Source organism: Labilibaculum sp. K2S (assembly GCF_030372765.1).
GTDB lineage: Bacteria > Bacteroidota > Bacteroidia > Bacteroidales > Marinifilaceae > Labilibaculum.
Map to the genome: position 1 here is coordinate 12946 of NZ_JAUCMW010000019.1, position 20274 is coordinate 33219.

Consider the following 20274-nt stretch of genomic DNA (forward strand, 5'->3'; position numbering starts at 1 on the left):
CTATTTTGTTGATTTAGGTGGCGAATAAGCATATGCGTTTTCGTCAAAATAAAACTTACAATTTGGATGTTTTTGAAGTATTGATGCAGGACATTTCGTACTTATAGCGCCGTTCAATGTATTATACACAGCCTTTTGTTTACTGATTCCAGGTACAATACAGAAAAGAAAATCGGCTTTCATCAGCACCGGAATTGTTACTGTAAATGCCTCTCTGGGCACATCATCAAATGTGTTAAAACACCCTTCATTTACCTGCTGAATACGACAATCTTCATCCAATTCAACAAGTTTTACAATTTCCTTATCTTCAAAATCAGCCACAGGCGGATCATTGAAAGCAATGTGTCCGTTTTCACCAATGCCCAAACATACAATATCAATTGGTGCTTCTGTTATCAGAGAAGAATATCGTGCAATTTCCTCAGCAACAGAGGATTTTCCATTAATTAAGTTAACGTTCTTAAAATTAACCTTTTCAAACAAATGTTCATTTAAATAAGAAGAAAAAGAATGTGGTTCTTTTTCATCTAATCCAATGTATTCATCCATATGAAAAGCAGTAATTCGATTCCAATTAATCTTTTGTGAACCGACAAGGAAATTCAACAATTCATTTTGAGACGGGGCGGCAGCAAATACCATTCTTATTGTTTCTTTTTCCTTTAGCAATTGAATTATTTGTTTTTCCACATCAGCACCAGCCTTTCGTCCCATTATCTCTCGTGTAGGAAAAACATTCACATCCATTTTCTGGGAATATTTAATTTTCATCTATTATTTGTATTCTTAATTAATAAATTAATATCGCATCCTCGTATCCGAAGGAACCCTTTCTTCTAAATTCCAATAATTGCCCTTTGAAATCTATATGACCTGGATTTATTGAAACTGTTCTGCTAATTTTCACTTCAAAAAATCATAATTATCCCGATATAAGGCCATAAGATTTCAAAGAACAAAAACTGAATTATAAGGTTTGAGACTTGCGGTTTAAAGCACTTTTTAGTTTGTGGTAATGCACTCTTAACCGAGCATGCCCGTTGGAGTATATTGCCATAATAATTCACTCACGGTAACCTATAGAGGCATGTTTGTGAATTATTTAAGTATGTATGAATTCTCTAATTGTTTCTGTTTATCTATCTCAAATCCTACTTGGATAATTAATTGATGGATAAACAGAAACATTTTCTGATCATAACTGATTGAGTAGAGATTTCATATGATTATAATTTACTTTTAGTTGACATATGGAACTTACTATGAACCAAGAATTATGCTCCTGTGTGTCACAATTGCCTGTCATGGACGTTTCATTGTCTAATAAAACAAAATCGTAATGTTATTCTATTCTAACAGGTAAACCACATCTTTTGTAACATGAATGACACCATTCGTTGGCTCCAAATTTGAAGTTACGATTGTCCAACTCTTGCTTGTTCCTTCATTAATAATTCCAATGAAGTTACTATTGTGAGACAGGTACATGACTTGATCGTTCTCTGTATCATAAGCTATTGGGTTGTTTTTCAGTAAAAGATCAGGATCTGAAAAGATAACTCTTGCTTTCACAATATGATATTTGAGTGTGTTTTGGAGAATAGCAACAGGGATATCAGCAATGCTGGCATAACTGTTGGTGCTCAAATAACTTTCCCAGGCACTATTGCGGGGCACGATAAAGGTTTTTTGGTCTGAGCCTGAATACAAATCAGACAATCCTGCAAGCGTGATCGCATCTTCCATCAGAGATAAATCATCAGTTTCCTGAATAAATTGCCATGCATCTATTTCCAATTTACCCCCTGGATTGTTGTATTCATATGTGAAGTCTGGCTGAATTTCGCATTGGGTTAAGGCTAGCACAAAGAAACTAGCTAACATCATTATTTTAATAAGATGCAACCCCTGGAAAAATATTTTAATTTTTTTCATTGTATCTATTATTTAAAATCTTCTTAAATATTATTTGTCAGATAAAGATCTATTTGTAATAATCGTTTTGCTCCATATTTGGATTTTTATTTAAAACGGTCGTGCTAATGGGCCAAACTAAGTTAGATTCCTCACTTAAACCATTTAATGGATTCATCGTAGAGATAGCTCTGCCGGTTCTCACGAGATCAAACCAACGTTGACCTTCAAAACAAAGTTCAATAGATCTTTCATGTAGAATTGCTGATTCAAGGTTTCCGTATTGAGTACTAGCAGTTTCTTCTGTTTCAAAAGCAGGTAAACCCGCTCTTGTTCTGATCGTGTTCAATAAACTTAAGGCTTCAGCTTTATTAGCAGCTCCACCTAATTGATTCAGAGCTTCGGCCCTGAGCAACATGATATCAGCTAATCGGATTAGAACAATATTCTGATGTGATTTTGAAGCATCCTCATCGCTTACTCCTTTGCCTAAGAATTTCCAAATTGCTTTAGGTTCAGCAATCGTGGTATCATACACATAGGAAATGCGCAAATCACCTGTTTCATAGGATGCTTTAAATTTCTCAGAAGGTGTAAATATTGCATAAGATCCGATGGCATAAAGCACCCTTAATGAGTTTGTTTGGTCATCATTATAGCCCACTTCAAAAATGCTTTCTTTTGAATATCCATCAGTGAAAATCTTTCCCCATTCATCCATGGTCGACACAAGTGAATACAGAGGATTTTTTAAAACAACAGCCGAAGTTGCCAATGCTTCAGTATACTTATGACGCCACATGTATACTTTTGTAAGTAAAGCATTTGCAGAACCCTTGTTAATCATGATCCTATCATTATTATTGTTATACTTTTCAGTACAATTATTTACAGCATAAACAAGATCTTCCTCAATTTGGTCAAGTACAGCTTCCTTATTGGTTTTTGTAACAAAAATATCTTGTTCGATTGATGTATAGGGTTCAGTAATTAGAGGAACATCCCCCCAAACTTTAACAAGGTAGAAATAGGCTAGTGCTCTTAAAGCTCTTGCCTGGCCAATTAGTTGATTCCCTGCCGGATCGCCTTCTCCATATACATTAGGAATGTATTTAACAGCATAATTTGCACGACTAATCATTGTGTAAAGAGAGGACCAGTTAGCTGAGCTTGCTGATTCATTTAAATTATTTTGAATCAATGTTAATCCTTCACCGGATTGCTCCGTTTTAACATTGTCTGCCCGACCTTCTCCCCAGTAGGCAAAATTAGTTCTAAATACCCCTTGGGTTGAATTATAAATTCCATAAATTCCAGCTTGGGCATCGCTTGTTGTAAGGTAAAAACCTTCGCCTGAGAAGCTGCTCACCGGAGCTTTATCCAGAATATCATTATCACAGGATATTGCGAAAAATAAAAGAGCAACTATAATGGTTGATTTGAAATATTTTATTTTCATTTTATACAAATTAGAATTGAACATTTAATCCAAAAATATAAGTTCGACTTTGTGGGTATGAACCATCATCAACACCTAGTCGTAGGCCACTGTAAGAGCTAACTTCCGGATCATAACCTGTATAATGAGTCCAGGTAACCAGGTTCTGACCTGTCACGTAAAACTTTAATCCGCTTATTTTAAGTTTATTTAAGATTTGCTCAGGAACATTGTATGCCAAGGTTATATTTTTGAGTCTTAGGAAAGAACCGTCTTCGATCCAACGATTCGATACTCGTTGATATTCGTTTTTCAAAGGGTCAAGACGAATTGGTCTTGGGTAATCAGTAACATCTCCTTGTTCTTTCCATCTGTTTAAGGCATCGGTAGATACATTATTGTATGCGAATACCCAATTTCTCATCATGTTAAGGTTGCTGTAAATGTCGTTTCCATAAGTAAACTGGAAGAAAACATTTAAAGAGAAATTTTTATATGAAAAATCGTTATTAAAACCACCTGTGAACTTAGGCTGGGCATTGCCTATAATTTGTTTGTCATTGTCATCAATGATGTTATCTCCATTCAAATCGTCCCAAATAGGATCTCCGCCTCTAAACTCTTTTCCGTTGGAAGAACCCATTCTCACGTGGTTTACATTGTCTTCATCCCTTGAGTAGACTCCCAAATAATTCCAGCCATAAAATGTACCGATAGATTCGCCTTCTTTAAGAATGTGATAGGTTCCATTCTGAATATATCCGTTGGTAAGAACTTCTTCCGGTAAACTCAAAATTTTATTTCGGTTGAAACTGATATTAAAACTGGAATTCCATTTAAACTTTCCTGTGAAGTTGTAGGTTGTTAATGAAAGTTCAAGTCCTTTGTTTTGAACTTCTCCAATGTTTTGTGTGATATAACCAAAACCGGTAGTTTCAGGAATTGGTACTGCAAACAGCAAATCGGATGTTTTTTTAAGGTATGCATCTCCAGTAAAGATAATTCTGTTTTTTAGTAGAGTAAGATCAATACCGGCATCGTATTGGGTTGTTGTTTCCCAAGTTAAACCAGAGTTTGGCATTACTGTCGGCGAAGCACCCGAATTATCCAGGTAATTTGTACTTAAGGCAAATTCTCCCTGAGATGTATAATTACCGATTGCTTCGTTACCAGTTTGTCCCGCACTAAATCGTAATTTACCATCATTAAGAAATGAAAGGTTTTTTATAAAAGACTCATCGGAAAAACGCCATGCGGCTGATGCTGAGGGGAAATATCCAAAACGGTTATTTTTCCCAAATCGGGAAGATCCATCAGCCCTTAAATTCGCCTGAAACAGATATTTGCTTTTGTAGTCATAGCTTAACCGCCCGAAATATGATGCTAAACTATGTTCTACTGTTGTATTGACAGCCTGGTTTGAAATTGTACCTGCTCCATTTAAGGTCCTAATATTATCGCTGGCAAAATACATTCCATCTAAACCTGTAGTTTCCAATTTCCATTCCTGCTGGCTATATCCAACCAAAGCTGAGAAATTATGTTCGTTGTTAAATGATTTAACGTAAGTTAGGTAATTCTCATTTGCCCAAGTCTGATTGCTGGTTGCCCTAACAGCTCCACTGTTGTATCCTGCACGATAATCAACGGTTGTAGGATAAAACTGATCTTCTTTCATTGAAATAAAGTCAAGACTGAGGGTTGTTTTAAACTTAAGGTTCTTAATAATCTCGTATTCCAAATATTGGTTACCTATAACTCGATTGGTTGTATTCAGGTGTGTTGCTTCTTTAGCAAGTCCAACAGGATTCCTTTTTCCATTGAAATAGTTGATAGGATCGCCATTAGGATAGGTAAGAGAATAAACAGGAGGTCTCACTAAAATTGATTGAACAAGGCTGTTGTTGCCTGTTCCACCAGCATTAATTCGATTGTTTACAGCGTGAGCGTAAGAAAGGTTATAACCTATTTTTAGTTTGTCTGATACCGTAAAATCAGCATTTAATCTGGACGTAATTCGTTTAAAATTGGAAGCCAAAAAGATACCATCTTGATCCAAAGCTGAAGTGCTCAGTGCATATTTGGCATTTTTCGTTCCTCCTGTAACCGAAAGTTCTATTTGTTTTTGTTTGGCGGTACGGTACATAACATCTTGCCAGTCTACATCGCCACTATTCATTGGGTTTAATGAGTCTATTGCAGTCCAATGTGCATCAGCATACGTTGTTTTGTTATTGTAATCGTCTAGGTTTTTGTACGTGTCCATAATAATTTCCCTCCATTGAGATGCATTTAAAACACTCAATTTGCGGGTGATTTTACTCAATCCAGTAAATACATTTACCTTTATATTAGCTTTTCCTTCATGTCCACGTTTTGTTGTAATCAAAATAACCCCATTGGCAGCTCTTGATCCATAGATAGAAGTGGACGCGCCATCTTTCAATACTTCGATGGATTCAATATCATTTGGGTTAATATCTGCTAATGGATTAAGTCCATGAGTGTCCCATCCGTTTAATAATGAGAGAGACGTTGTTTCAACAGCAACTCCATCAATAACATACAAAGGATCATTTCCCGAATTCAAAGATGATTGTCCACGCACTGTAACTGTGATACCATCTCCGGGAGCACCGGAATTAGACACAACCTGAACTCCTGATGCTCTTCCTTGTAATGCAGACATAACATCTTTTATTGGAGTGTTTTCAAGACTTTTGCTGCTAATCGAAGTAATTGAGCCGGTTAAATTTCTTTTTTTCATGGCTCCATATCCAATCACTACCATTTCATCCAGTTGCTGAGTTGATTCCGCTAGTTTAATGTTGATATTCTTATTATTTCCAACGGATATTTCCTGAGCTGTATATCCCAGAAAAGAAAAAACTAAAACATCCTTAGGAGATGAAACATCAATAGAATATGTGCCGTCAAAATTAGAGGATACACCTTTTGTTGTACCTTTAATTATGATATTAACCCCAGGCAATGGGGCGCCCGAATTCAGGTCTGTTATTTTACCGGTGACCAAAGCTTGTTGGGAACCAGCAAAGGCACTGTTTATAACCAGTACCAACAATAAGAGAATCATTTTTTTTGCCGAAAAAAACTTTTTCAGCTTAAAAACATTCAATAAATAATTTTTTTTCATAGATTTGAAATTAGTTAAATTAATAAACTGGATACTGCCTGGACTAGAGATTGCACCATACATCACTGTCCAGGTATTATTTTAAAATGTTTTTAATGATCTGCATTGATAGAATCAAGCAAATCAAAATGTGAGAGAAACACTTAGGCGAATTTTGTCAGATTGAGACGCCTTAGTAGTAAGAAAGAACCATCCATCCTCAAAAAACAACTGGCATTTCTATTTCCAATTAATGTTTTGATTCAACTACATTTACAGCAAATATAAAACAAATCTCAAAACAAACAAACGTTTGTGTAAATATTTAATATTTGTGTCATTTATTTTTTGATAATTCTAATTAATAAGTTAATTTTAGACTATTGAAATTATCAATTGGTTTATTTACAGTTGTTTGTAAAGAATGATGAAATAGTTGTAAACCTTTAGATATAAGACAAACGTTTGTTTAAAAGTATATATGGCTACTTCAAGAATTACAATAAAAGACCTTGCTAAAAGGATGAATTTTTCCGTCTCTACAATCTCTAGAGCCTTGCACGATCACCCAAGTATTGGTAAGAAAACTACGCGTGAAGTAAAGAAACTTGCAAAAGAACTTGGTTATTTTCCAAATTCGGTTGCTTCAAATCTCAGAAGGAATAAAACGACTTCAATTGGAGTTATTGTTCCTCGGATCGATATACATTTTCACTCCCTCGCGATTAGTGGTATTGAAGAGGTTGCGTACAAATCAGGATATACAGTTACAATCTATCAGTCTAGGGATTCACTTGAACGGGAGGTTTCAATTACAAACATCCTGCAAACTAATATGGTTGATGGTATTATTATTTGTTTAGGACTTGAAACTAAAGACTGTAAACATTTTACCCGATTTAGAGAACTTAGTGTTCCGTTGGTTTTTTATGACAGGGTTTCAGATGATTTTGAAGCAAGTAAAGTTATTATTGATGATTTTGAGGCCGCTTTTAAAGCGACAGAACATTTAATTTTGAGGGGATGCACGAAAATAGCTCATATTGCCGGATGTCAGTCTATGAACATTTTTAAAGCACGGAAGGAAGGCTATAAAGCTGCTTTAGCAAAGTACAATTTAGAAATTAATGATTCTTTAATAGAATATACAACAGAACTTAGTTACGACGAAGGTGTAGAATGTGCAAAAAAGTTGCTGTCCGGGAAGATACGACCAGACGGGATTTTCTGCGCTAATGACTATACGGCAATCAGTTCGATTCAGGTATTTGCCAAAGCAGGATTCCATGTCCCCAATGACATTGCAGTTGTCGGGTTCAGTAATTATCCAATCTCTAAAATTATTGAACCAACTTTGACTACAATTGATGATCAGGCATTTGAGATGGGGCAAACGGCTGCAAAATTACTTATCCGCCAAATAGAAGAAAAAGATCATGTCATTGCGTCGGAAACTATTGTTATAAAAACAGAATTAGTAATTCGGGATTCAACCAGAACATCTTGATTTTTTTCTTGTAATTGAAATCAGGAAATATTAGTATGGGTAGGGTAGGAGGCAAATCAAGAGTAGGCTTCATAGTTAACTTTAAAATATAAGTGACGATGAGTTTGCCTGTAGGCTTACTTCATATTATCAGTAGATCCGTTTGTATTTTTTAAAATTACTGGGAATGGAATTGAAAATCCCGAACATATCTGCTTCAATGAATGGAGAAGTAGATCTTTTTGAAGTTATGAAATCACTGGAAGACAATCCGATTGATCGATTTTCATGGGGAAAAGTAGATCCGGCGCCAATGGTGTGTTTTAAAATAGCTCACAATAATAAGACTATTTTATTGCAATATGATATTTGGGAAACTGAAACTTTGGCCAGATATTCCAATCACAACGCTCAAGTGTGTAAGGATAGTTGTGTTGAATTTTTTATCGCTTTTGAGGGAGAACAAAACTATTATAATTTTGAGTTCAATTGCTTGGGGACATGTCATGCAGCATGGGGGAGCGACCGGAATAACAGACAATTGCTAAAATCCACAATTATTAATCAAATTCAGGAGCATACAAAAATGCAAAGAGCAATAAAAAACGGATTGCCACTTATAAACTGGCAATTATCATTACAATTTCCTCTGAATGTTTTTTCATTTGATGATATTGACGGTTTGATTGGAAAAAAAGCAACAGCTAATTTCTATAAATGTGGTGATGATCTTTGCCAACCACATTTTATCACGTGGAATCCGGTTAAGGCTGAAAAACCAGATTTTCACCTGAAATCTCACTTTGGCAGAATCGAATTTTTATAATAATGAGTGTTTGATTTTTGGGAAGCCAAGAATGATTAATAATGTTGCTGTTTTGACATTTGATCTCCGGGTTCAGGCTGTTATTTTTAACGTGGGCTGAAAAGAAAGTCAATTGTTCGGTTTATTCCAATTTTCCATATTCGCTAGGTGAAACACCAAAAATGCTTTTAAAGCTTTTTGAAAAACTGGAGAGGCTGATAAATCCAACACTATACATGATTTCGGTAATGTTCCCCTCGTTGTTTTTGATCATTTGAGCTGCTTTTTGAAGCCTGTAGTTTTTTAATATGTCTTTTGTTGATTGGTTGGTTATGGCTTTTAGTTTTCGGTATAAATGCGTGGAACTAAGGTTCATTTTTGAGCTGATCATTTCAACGGATAAATCAGGATTACTAATGTTCTCAGAGATAAATTCCATTACCTTTTTCAAAAATTGTTCATCTTGATTTCTGTTCGGATTATTTTCTTCACGTGGATGAATCAACAATTCTTTTTTGATAAAATCATGCAGTTGTTCTTTCCGGCTTAAAAGATTGTTGATGCAGGCTTTCAGGTAATTGATATCGAATGGTTTGGTAATGTACATATTGGCACCCACTTCAACACCTTCGGTTTTTTGTACGTCGAGAGTTTTTGCTGTTAGCAGGATTAGGGGAATCTGTTTTGTAGCGGTATTTTGTTTTATTTTTTTGCACATTTCAATTCCATCCATTACCGGCATCATAATATCCGAAATAATGATTTCCGGCTTAATTTCTACAGCCAAATCGTAGCCTTTACTACCATTGCTTGCTTTATGAATGATGTATTCTGTTTCCAGGTTCATTTCAATGTAATCAAGAATGTCAGGATTATCATCAACAATTAATATCTGCTTTAAGCCTTTGCTTTTGGGCAATAGTTTCGGAATTACAGCCTCGGTACTTGCGGTAACCTGCTGTGTTTGCTCTATTGTGATCTGCTCTCCCTCTTCAACCGGAAGCGTAAATGTAAACGTGCTTCCTAATCCGTTTTCACTTTTCACTGATATGTTTCCCTGATGTAAGGCGGCATATTGTTTTGCCATGGACAAGCCAATTCCTGTTCCCTGTTGATCGGCTGGATTGTTGGCAGACTGGTAAAAATTATCAAAAATTTTCTCCATATCGTCAGCAGATATGCCCGATCCTGTATCTGATACCGATATTCTTATTTTGTTCCGATTCTCATCGTTTACAATGGTAACCGACATTTCGATGCGTCCTTCGGGTGGAGTATGTTTAAACGCATTGATTAGCAAATTGTATAGAATGGCTTCAATTTTTTCTTTATCAAGAATTACATTGATTGGTGCAATATCACAGGTTAATGTGTAATTTACTTCGTTTCGCGAGGCCATATCTTTAAACGAATCAAATATTTCCTCGCAGAAACTTGTTAATTCTACATGTTTTTTAAGTAGTGGAATGGTTTGACTTTCCAACTTTCTGAAATCTAAAATCTGGTTGATGAGAGTCAGTAAACGTTTTGAGTTTTTCTCAGCCAATTTCAGCATCTCAAGATTTTTTCCACGCAGAGCACCCGATTTTAGAACCTGTTGAATGGGTGGTGTTATCAAACTTAACGGAGTTCGGAATTCATGAGATATGTTTGTGAAAAATTGTTGTTTTGTATTCAGGATCTCTTCCGAATGATTTTTTTCCAGATTGGCGATGCGCAACTGATTGTTTAATTTTTGTCTTTTGGCGTATAGTTTAAAAATAGAATAAACTGCTGCCATACACAGCAACAGGTACAATGCTATAAAAGGATTGCTCAACCATAAAGGCGGTAGAATCACAACAGCTAAGTTGGTTGTTGTTTTGCTCTGAATTCCGGCATAATTGATGGCCTCTACTTCTAAATTGTAATTTCCCGGCTTTAGGTTTGAATAGGCTGCAAAATTAACATTTTGAGTGCTGTGCCAGTCTGTATCGAAATTGTTTAACCGGTATCTGAAATGACTTTTTGTGGGCAGCCAATAGTTTAAAGTAGAGAAGAAAAACGTTAGTGAATTGTTCGAATATTTCAGGCTTATTTTATGGGTGTAAGCAATGTCTTTTTCTAATAATTTTGAATGGTTTCGCGAGGAAATCAGATCGTTATCCACTTTTATACCGGAAATAACAGATTTTGGATCAATCGGTTGAAAATTTTTCATATTCGTGTTTGCTTCAACGTAACCGTTATCTCCACCAAAATACACGTGGCCTGACTTTGAGATTGCACTGCATTGAGAATAGAAGTTCTTTAATGGGTAATGCGGATTTAGAGGCATAGAAAGTACAGATCCATTGTTGCTGTCGTATTTGATTACTGAAGTCAATCCGGCCATCCAGATATTATTTTTCTGATCTATTTCGATACTTATGAGATCGCTGATCACAGGATTGCTCAATGGATAGGTAACTACACTATCCAATTTTGGGGAGTAGTTGATCAATTGATTGTCTGTTGCTATCCAAAGCGATTCATTTTCTGATGTGTTCATGCAGGAGATGGACCGATTTTCAAGATAGCTATTAACTTCACCAACTTGTTCAGTTGTTAAAGTGTTATTATTTATTGTCCACAACTTATTCGCCTTGCTATAGTAAATATTATCACTGCAGGCATAAATAAAATCAGGAGCAGAATCTTCAAGCTTGGTAAAATGGATCGCTTCAAGAGTTTTGATATTTCCGGTGAGTTTAAAAATACCACCTTCCCAGGCATTTACCCATACCGAACCATCTTTCGTGATGGCAAAAGAGCTGATGTAATTTGAGGTTAAGCCATTACTTTTGTTCGCACTAATGGATTTCATTACTTGCAGCTTTGGATCCCATACATTAATTCCTCCTGCTGTACCAATCCAAATACGACCATAAGGACCTTCTGCCAGAGCATAGGCATTATCGAGTAATAATTTATGGTCGTCCTTGCTGTTGGCAGTAAAATAAGTCTTTTTATTGCTGTTGGGATTATGGACAATTACTCCGTGAATGGTTGCCATATACATGGTTTCATCTTTTGTTACAAGTATATCCCGGATCTGATTTCCAGCTTTTTGATTGTTTACAGAATAGAACTCTTCATGAAGTTTGAAAAAAGGATTTTCTTTATTGATGAGGCTTATGCCATTGGATGTTAAAAACCATAATGTATTGTTGCTGTCGCGAAAAATATCCCACACAACATTGTTGGTAATACTATGATTGATGATGGGATTGTGGAAGTAGGTATTAATACATTTCAGATTCATGTCGAATATTGACAAACCAAAATCTGTTCCTAGCCATAACTTATCTTCATCCGTATGGATACATTTAACAACTTCATTACTGATGGTTGTATTCGAGCTGTTATACAATTGGTGTTTAAAACTCTTTGTGTTAAAAATGGCGAGTCCGGTTTCTGTTCCAATATAAAGGATCGAATCGTTCGTTTCCGAGAAGGGACAAATATCCAGGATCAGATTATTTTTTAAGTAGGGTTTATAATCCCCTTTTAAATTAAAGGCTTTAAATTTCCCATCTTTGAATCGGTTCAGTTGATTATAGGTTCCAATCCATAAGGAACCGTCTTTTGTTTCATAAAAACATCGTATTGTAGAATGACTTAATTCGCTGTTGGTACTAGTAAAAAAATCGAACTTATTTAGTTCTTTACTGTAAGCTAAAAGTCCATTTGAAGTCCCAATCCAAATTTTGTTATCCATCGATTTATAAAGACAGCGAATGGTGACCTCTGGTCCCAGATTCACTCTTTTTATTTCCAGGGTTTTGGTATTTATTTTACACAAACCTTTCCAGGTTCCAACCCATAGCGTATCTCCGTCCATAAGTAAAGAACTAATATTGTTGGTAGGTAAGGAATTTAAAGAACCTTCATTTTTAAATACAATAGTAGAAAAGCCATCGTACCTGCACACTCCGTTTGCTGTCCCGATCCAAATAAATCCTTTTTGATCCTGAACTACCGAACTTGTGATATTTGATGGGAGTCCGTCTTCCTGTCTTAAATTATTAAAATACAAAGAAGGGGCTTCTATTGCATAAACAGGCATAAATTGCAGCACATAAAGAAATACAGCTATTAGTTTTAATAGCATGGATTGTATCCGTGTTTTAGGCTCTTTTTTATTTGGAATATAATTTACCATTTGTATTGATCAAAAATAAACTGAATGCTTACCGCAAATTTAATTTCTGTTATCAATTACATACAATAGTTTGTTAAGCTTTTGTAAATACTTGATTTTTGTGGTGGTTTATTGAATATCTCAATGTAAATTTTTGAAAATAAGCATACTGTAAATCAATCTAATATCTCATGATCTATTGAGATAGAAGTTAATCGTAAATATATTGAAATTTTACCAAGTGTGGCTATCGTGTATGATACCTGCAAGTTTTGGTAAGAAATGAACTAATCGTAAAGTCTTTATTAAATAATTGGCCGTAATATTTTTAGGTGTTTTATACAAAAAAGTAAGATTTGAACAACAATTGGTATGTCTTAACAAAGTGGTGGATTTAATACTTGCTTACTTTTATTGCAGCTATTTGTGAAGGCAATTTCAAATGTTAAAAAAATATCGAATATGACCATGAATGTAATAAAGCAAAGCTTTGCACTCTTTTTAATTTTACTATTAAATCAATCTTGCGCTGCCAAAAGTAAAGACTCTGATTCTTCTTTAAAATCAATTCATGAGTTTGTTATGGGAGTAGATCTTTCCTATGTAAATCAAGTTGAAGATTTTGGTGGTACATATAAGGAAGAGGGAAAAGTAAAAGATGTTTATTCAATATTTAGTGATCATGGAGCCAATATGGTGAGACTCAGAATTTGGAATAACCCGGATTGGATTTACCAGGTTTACGGAGAGAACAGCTCTTTGTATAGTGGTTTTGATGATGTGAAAAAATCCATTCGCAGATCAAAAGCACAAGGCATGGCTGTCAATCTTGATTTCCATTATTCCGATACATGGGCAGATCCAGCACATCAGACTGTACCTAAGGCCTGGGAGAATATTACGGATATTAATGTGCTTGCCGATTCTGTTTACCAATATACCTATCATGTTTTAAACGAGTTAAGTAAAGATAATTTGTTGCCGGAAATGGTACAGATAGGCAATGAAACCAATTGCGGATTAATGCATACCGACACGAATAAGGATTTTCCAAAACTATCCATTTGTGATGATAATTGGACTAGTCTGGGAAAAGTATTAAATGCAGGAATACGGGCAGTAAGAGATATTGATGCCAAAACAGGAAAGTCAACCATTATTGCCCTTCATGTAGCTGATCCAAAGAACCTGGATTTTTGGTACAAAGGAATTATGAATAAAGCAGGTGTTACCGATTTTGATGTGGCTGGATTTTCGTACTATCCACATTGGCACACTGAGGTTTCCTTTTCGGAATTGCCTAATGTGGTTAAAAAGCTACGTACTGATATTGGTAAGGATGTGATGATTCTTGAAACAGCTTATCCATATACTCTTAAAGATAATGATACCTACACCAATATTTTTGGAGTAGAAAGTGTTGTGGAAGGATATCCGATTAGTGTAGAAGGGCAACGTTCGTTTCTGATCGATTTGACTAAAAATATGATGGATGCCGGAGCAAAAGGAGTTATGTATTGGGAACCGGCGTGGGTTTCTTCTGATATGAAAGATCTTTGGGGAAAAGGTTCCGCATGGGATAATGCGACGTTTTTCGATTCGTTGGGAAATCTTACAAAAGGAATTGATTATATGTTGTATGATAACAAAAAGAAATAAATAACAGTATTGGATAAGATTTGAAGGTAATGATGAAATTTAAGTTGAAAATATTTTTTGTATTGGTTCTTTGTGCGGGGCTTTTGTCGTGTGGTAATACAAACAAGGTAGAGTATGTGAAAGGAAGAAATTCTTTTAATAAGGGATGGGAGTTTGTTAAAGATGTAAACAAATCAGTTGATGAATTGATGAATCGTAAAGACAAGGATTTTTCATGGGAGAAAGTTTCTTTGCCTCATACTGCCAATATAGAACCTCTGGTAATTAAAGGTGATCAGTGGCAGGGAACCTGTTTTTACCGCAAATATTTTTCGCTTTCCAAAGATTTATCAGAGAGGCATTTGGGATTGTATTTTGAAGGAGCTATGCAGGTTGCAGAGGTATTTCTGAATGGTAAGCTACTTTATACCAATCTTGGAGGTTACCTTCCTTTTTATGTGGATATTACAAAAGATGTTGAATTTGGAGCTGATAATTGCCTCCTTGTAAAACTGAATAATGAAGATAATCCTGTCGTTCCGCCAGGGAAATCGTTAAAAGTACTTGACTTCAATACCTATAGCGGCATTTACCGCAATGTTTGGTTGGATGTAAAAGATCCTTTGCACATATCGAACGAGATGGAGGTGAATCACATTGCTGCAGGAGGTGTATTTGTAACTTATAGTAATGTTGGTGAAGACTCGGCTAAGGTTCATGTTCAGGTGGATATGAAAAACGATTTAACCACCGAGAAGGAAGTGGAAGTTCAGTTGGAATTAATTGATGAGAGTGAAGCTGTAATAGTGAGTTCCTCTCAAAAACAAGTGCTAAAAGCCAATTCTACAGCAAAAGTAAACACGGATATAGAAGTGAAGCAACCAAAACTTTGGTCGCCTGATTCTCCGTCTCTTTATACTCTCAGAATTAAAGTATTATTGAAGGGAAAGGAGTTGGAGACCAAGGATGTAAAAATAGGAATCAGAACATTTAGCATCACTGCACAAGAGGGGTTTGCAATAAATGGAAATCCTTTGTACTTGAGGGGAACCAATCGTCATCAGGAATATCCATATGTGGGATATGCTATTTCAGACAATGCCAATTACAGAGATGCCTGGAAAATTAAAAGGGCAGGTTTCAATATTGTCCGCTTGTCGCATTATCCTCAAAGTCAGGCTTTCTTAAATGCCTGCGACGAATTAGGAATATTAGTGATGGATGCAATTCCTGGCTGGCAGTTTTTTGGGGATGAGGAGTTTCAGAAAAATGCAGTTCAGGACGTACGTAAAATGGTTCGGGTTGATCGGAATCACCCTTCCGTAATCATGTGGGAATCTTCCTTGAATGAATCAGCAATGAGTCAGGATTTTATGGAGAAATCACATGAGGCCGTTCATGAAGAATATCCTGAAACTGATGTGTATACCTGTGGGTGGAAAGATTTTGCTTACGATGTTTTTAATCCCGCCCGTCAACATGCTAAGCCTCCCTATTATTGGAATAAGTATGAAAAAGACAAACCGTTTTTTATTGCTGAATATGGCGATTGGGAATACTATGCCCAAAATGCCGGTTTCAATCAAAAAGCCTTTCAGGATTTGTCTGATGAGGAGCGTAATTCCAGACAGTTAAGAGGTTTTGGACAAAAACGATTGGCGCAGCAAGCCTTGAATTATCAGGAGGCTCACAACAGTAATCTTCAGGGAAAAGCGATAGGTGATGCCAACTGGCTGATGTTCGATTACAACCGTGGCTATGCACCGGATCTTGAATCTTCTGGAATCATGGATATTTTCCGTCTGCCTAAATTCGCCTATTATTTTTACAAAAGTCAGGCAAATATCGGAGAATCAAAATTGAAACAATTTGCCGAACCAATGGTCGCTATTGCCAATTATTACAATGATCCATCCTTTTTAAACGTGAAGGTTTACAGCAATTGCGAAGAAGTGGAGTTATGGGTGAATGGCAAAAGTGCAGGAAAACAAAAGCCTGATCAGGATAAAAACAGTACTCATTTAGCGCATCCTCCGTTTTCATTTCAGTTAACCTCATTTACTCCAGGCGAACTTGTTGCAAAGGGATATGTGGATGGCAAAGTGGTATCAGAAGCTGTTCAGAAAACCCCGGGCGAAGCTGCGGTTTTGAAATTATGGATTGATGAGAGTGGTAAAAAATTAGCAAGTGGGTGTAATGACCTTGTGTTTGCATATGCAGCGGTAGTCGATAAAGAAGGCAACATACTTCCTTTGGCAGAAAACAGTGTTCAATTTTTTGTTGATGGAGGAGCAGAGATTATTGGTTCTAATCCTATGAATGCCGAAGCCGGAATAGCAACTGTTTTGCTGAAGGCTGGAGAGCTGGCCGGAGATATTAAATTAAAAGCTGTTTCGGATGGTTTACAGGAAGGTACTTTAGAAATACATGTAGAATAGTAATTTATTAGATATCGCAGAAGGCATAGCATGCAAACCTTCTGCGGTATTTCAAATAATAAAATAGTAATTCTTAAAATCAAAATCTATGAAAAAACACGAATTTAAGATATGCAGAACAGCATATCCCTAAAGCTGACCCAATGGTAAACTTGCAAATGGATAACAAGTAATTGTGAATACCATTTAAGTGGGCCACCAGAGTAAAATGATTTTATACAGAAAACAGCATGATGAGGATTGGTAATTTCCTTGTTTATGCAAAGGTTTTCATAACAAATAGTTCGTTAATTTTTTAATAAAAATAAGACATGGAGAATAGTTTTAAACTACGTTTTGTTTCAATCATTCTGTTTTTATGTTGTGGACTGGGTGCTTTCGCTCAACAAACTCAAATCAATGGTTTGGTTGTAGACGCCAAAACGAATGAGCCTGTTCCTGGAACGACAGTGATAGTGAAAGGCACTCAAAGGGGAAGTGTTACCATGTTCGATGGTACTTTTACCATTGAGGCTAACCAATCGGAGGTGTTGGTATTTTCATTTATTGGCTACTTAAGTCAGGAAGTAATGGTCAGCCCCGGGGCTAATTACAATATAAAGCTGCAATCTGATGTAGTGAATATGGATGAAGTGGTTGTTATTGGTTACGGTCAGCAAAAGAAAGGCGATTTGACCGGGGCTGTGTCGAATGTTTCGTCTAAGGATTTTAATCAAGGCATTGTAAGTTCTCCTGCTCAGTTAATCAACGGAAAGGTTTCCGGCGTGCAGATTCTCTCAGGTAGTGGTTCTCCAACATCGGGTAGTTCTATTCGTATTCGTGGCGGAGCTTCTTTGAATGCCAGCAACGATCCTTTAATTGTTTTGGACGGTGTTCCTCTTGAAGCAGGCGGTATCAGCGGGAATAGCAATAACTTTTTAAGTCTGATTAACCCTAATGATATCGAGAGTATGACCGTATTGAAAGATGCATCATCAACAGCCATTTATGGTTCCAGGGCATCAAATGGGGTAATCATTATCACAACTAAAAAAGGTTCTAAAGATAAGATCAGAGTTAATTTTAACTCAACCAATTCATTGCAAATTAAATCCAAACTGGCTGATATGTTATCAACAAATGAATTTCGTGATGTCGTTCAGGGTGAGGGCAGCGATGCGCAAAAGGCACTGTTGGGATCTCATGAGACGGATTGGAATGACCAGATATTTCAGCTTGCATATGGAACCGATAGCAATGTGAGTTTGTCAGGTGCTTTGGCAAATGTTCCTTATCGTTTTTCGGCAGGTTACTACGATCAGGATGGTATTTTAAAAACGGATAATGCACAAAGAACCACAGGAAACCTTTCAGTTTCACCATCTTTTTTTGAGGATCACTTAAAAGTGAATGTTGGTTTAAAAGGATCATATAATAAAAATAGTTTTGCCAATACAGATGCCATATGGGGCGCTTCTACCTACAATCCTACCATTCCTGTTTACTCAGGAAATTCTGGATTTGGAGGCTATAATGAGGCCATTGACGAAAACGGAAAACCGGTAACGGGAGCAGTATTAAATCCATTAGGCGTATTAAAGCAGTATTCATCAACCAGTGAGGTGAGCCGTGTAATTGGAAATCTGGATATGGATTATAAAGTTCATTTTCTTCCTGATCTTAGGTTGCATGCAACTTTAGGTTACGATTATGCAAAAGGCGAAGGAGAAATATATGTTCCTGCTGATGCAGCACAATATTTTGTGACAGACGGACGTGATTATACGTATGGACCTCAAAAAAAGGAGAACAAATTAATAACGACCTACCTGAACTATAAAAAAGAATTTGAAAGCATACAAAGTAGGGTTGATGTAACATTGGGGTACGATTATCAGACTTGGAAGAGTACCACGAATGCTTATGAGGAAACGAATACCCTTGGGGTATCGCAAAGTTCGGTGGCTGCCGATGATCAGCGTCATGCTTTAATTTCTTACTACGGAAGAGTAAACTATTCTTTACAGGACAAATACATGTTAACGGCTACTGTTCGTCAGGACGGAACTTCCCGCTTTAGCAGTGATAACCGTTGGGGAACTTTCCCATCTGTTGCATTGGCCTGGCGATTATCCGAAGAATCTTTTCTGGATGGAATCGATTTTTTGAGCAATTTAAAATTGAGAACCAGCTTTGGTATCACCGGACAACAGGAAGGAATTGGTAACTACAGCTATCTGCCTGTTTATACCATTAGTCAGAATGGCGCTCAGTATATTTTTGGAAATTCTACTGTTAATACTTATCGTCCTGAAGCCTATGTGTCCGATTTAAAATGGGAGTTGACAAAAGCTTATAACTATGGAGTTGATTTTGGATTCTTTAACAATCGTTTATCAGGATCTGTGGAATATTATACACGTAAAACAGAAGATTTGTTAGCCACAGTTCCTTCGCCTGCAGGGACTAATTTCGATAAAAGAATATTGACTAATGTGGGCAATGTGGATAGTAAAGGTGTTGAGCTATCGATTAATGTTACTCCTGTAGATAACAAAGATTGGATCTGGGATTTTAGTTTTAATGCCAGCTGGCAAAAGCAAACTATTAAAAATTTGTCCATAATACCCGGATCACAGATTTCGAACACTTCGGTAGGATCAACTATCGACAGCTACTATTTTCAGGTGTTAACCGAAGGTTATGCGCCAAATATGTTTTACGTATACCATCAGTTGTACGACGAAACAGGAAAGCCAATTGAAGGTGCCTATGCCGATTTAAACAATGATGGAACTATTAATTCGAGTGATTTATACCGTTATCACTCACCATCGCCTGATTATATTTTAGGTTTTAGTACATCTCTGCGCTATAAAAAATGGAATCTGAGCACAAGTCTTCGTTCTAGTATTAATAATTATGTATACAACGGATTGTCAATGAATGCAGGGGCATATGGAACCATGTCGTATAATTCGTCTCAGTTAAATAATCTTCATAAAAGCTATTTAGATACAGGTTTCCAAAGTCGTCAGTATTTATCCGATTACTATGTGGAAAATGCGTCTTTTATTAAGATGGATAATATTTCCTTAGGATATAATTTTGGCAGGATAAAGGATTTGTTTAATCTGAACATGACCGCAATGGTTCAAAATGTATTCACCATCACCAAATATTCAGGTGTCGATCCGGAGATTTCAGGTGGAATAGATCAGTCTTTCTATCCTCGTCCGAGAATCTTTTCTCTAAGCTTAGGCATCGATTTTTAAAGT

General features: G+C 36.3%; 10 protein-coding genes. 5 read left to right on the forward strand and 5 right to left on the reverse strand.

The genetic code is table 11. The annotated features are described in order from the left end of the window. From QUH73_RS16840 to QUH73_RS16855, 4 genes are all read right to left on the reverse strand, one after another. Window positions 1-774, reverse strand: coding sequence for a glucosamine-6-phosphate deaminase (locus QUH73_RS16840; RefSeq protein ID WP_156196663.1), 774 nt, complete (start codon window positions 772-774; stop codon window positions 1-3). A 576-nt stretch (window positions 775-1350) separates the two neighbouring features. Further along, on the reverse strand, window positions 1351-1938 hold the full coding sequence (locus tag QUH73_RS16845; RefSeq protein ID WP_289531606.1) for a fasciclin domain-containing protein: 588 nt from the start codon (window positions 1936-1938) through the stop codon (window positions 1351-1353). A gap of 49 nt (window positions 1939-1987) precedes the next feature. Then, window positions 1988-3376, reverse strand: a complete 1389-nt coding sequence (locus tag QUH73_RS16850) for a RagB/SusD family nutrient uptake outer membrane protein (protein WP_289531607.1) — start codon at window positions 3374-3376, stop codon at window positions 1988-1990. A 10-nt stretch (window positions 3377-3386) separates the two neighbouring features. Then, the gene (locus tag QUH73_RS16855) at window positions 3387-6509 is read right to left on the reverse strand and encodes a SusC/RagA family TonB-linked outer membrane protein (protein WP_289531608.1); all 3123 of its coding nucleotides are present in this window, start codon (window positions 6507-6509) and stop codon (window positions 3387-3389) included. Window positions 6510-6969: 460 nt separating this feature from the next. Here QUH73_RS16855 and QUH73_RS16860 point away from each other — a divergent pair, with 460 nt between their 5' ends. Both QUH73_RS16860 and QUH73_RS16865 read left to right on the forward strand, forming a co-directional pair. After that, on the forward strand, window positions 6970-7995 hold the full coding sequence (locus tag QUH73_RS16860) for a LacI family DNA-binding transcriptional regulator (protein ID WP_289531609.1): 1026 nt from the start codon (window positions 6970-6972) through the stop codon (window positions 7993-7995). 166 nt (window positions 7996-8161) lie between these two features. Further along, window positions 8162-8800: a carbohydrate-binding family 9-like protein gene (locus tag QUH73_RS16865; protein ID WP_289531610.1), complete on the forward strand. Its 639-nt coding sequence runs from the start codon at window positions 8162-8164 to the stop codon at window positions 8798-8800. Window positions 8801-8921: 121 nt separating this feature from the next. Here the strand turns inward: QUH73_RS16865 and QUH73_RS16870 are convergent, their stop codons facing one another. Next, on the reverse strand, window positions 8922-12911 hold the full coding sequence (locus QUH73_RS16870; protein WP_289531611.1) for a two-component regulator propeller domain-containing protein: 3990 nt from the start codon (window positions 12909-12911) through the stop codon (window positions 8922-8924). 492 nt (window positions 12912-13403) lie between these two features. On the opposite strand from QUH73_RS16870, the gene QUH73_RS16875 reads away from it, so the two are divergent. From QUH73_RS16875 to QUH73_RS16885, 3 genes are all read left to right on the forward strand, one after another. Further along, window positions 13404-14600, forward strand: a complete 1197-nt coding sequence (locus QUH73_RS16875) for a glycoside hydrolase family 53 protein (RefSeq protein ID WP_289531612.1) — start codon at window positions 13404-13406, stop codon at window positions 14598-14600. A gap of 29 nt (window positions 14601-14629) precedes the next feature. Then, window positions 14630-17017, forward strand: a complete 2388-nt coding sequence (locus tag QUH73_RS16880) for a glycoside hydrolase family 2 protein (RefSeq protein WP_289531613.1) — start codon at window positions 14630-14632, stop codon at window positions 17015-17017. Window positions 17018-17328: 311 nt separating this feature from the next. Next, complete coding sequence (locus QUH73_RS16885; protein WP_289531614.1) at window positions 17329-20271, forward strand: SusC/RagA family TonB-linked outer membrane protein; 2943 nt, start codon at window positions 17329-17331, stop codon at window positions 20269-20271. Window positions 20272-20274 lie beyond the last annotated feature (3 nt).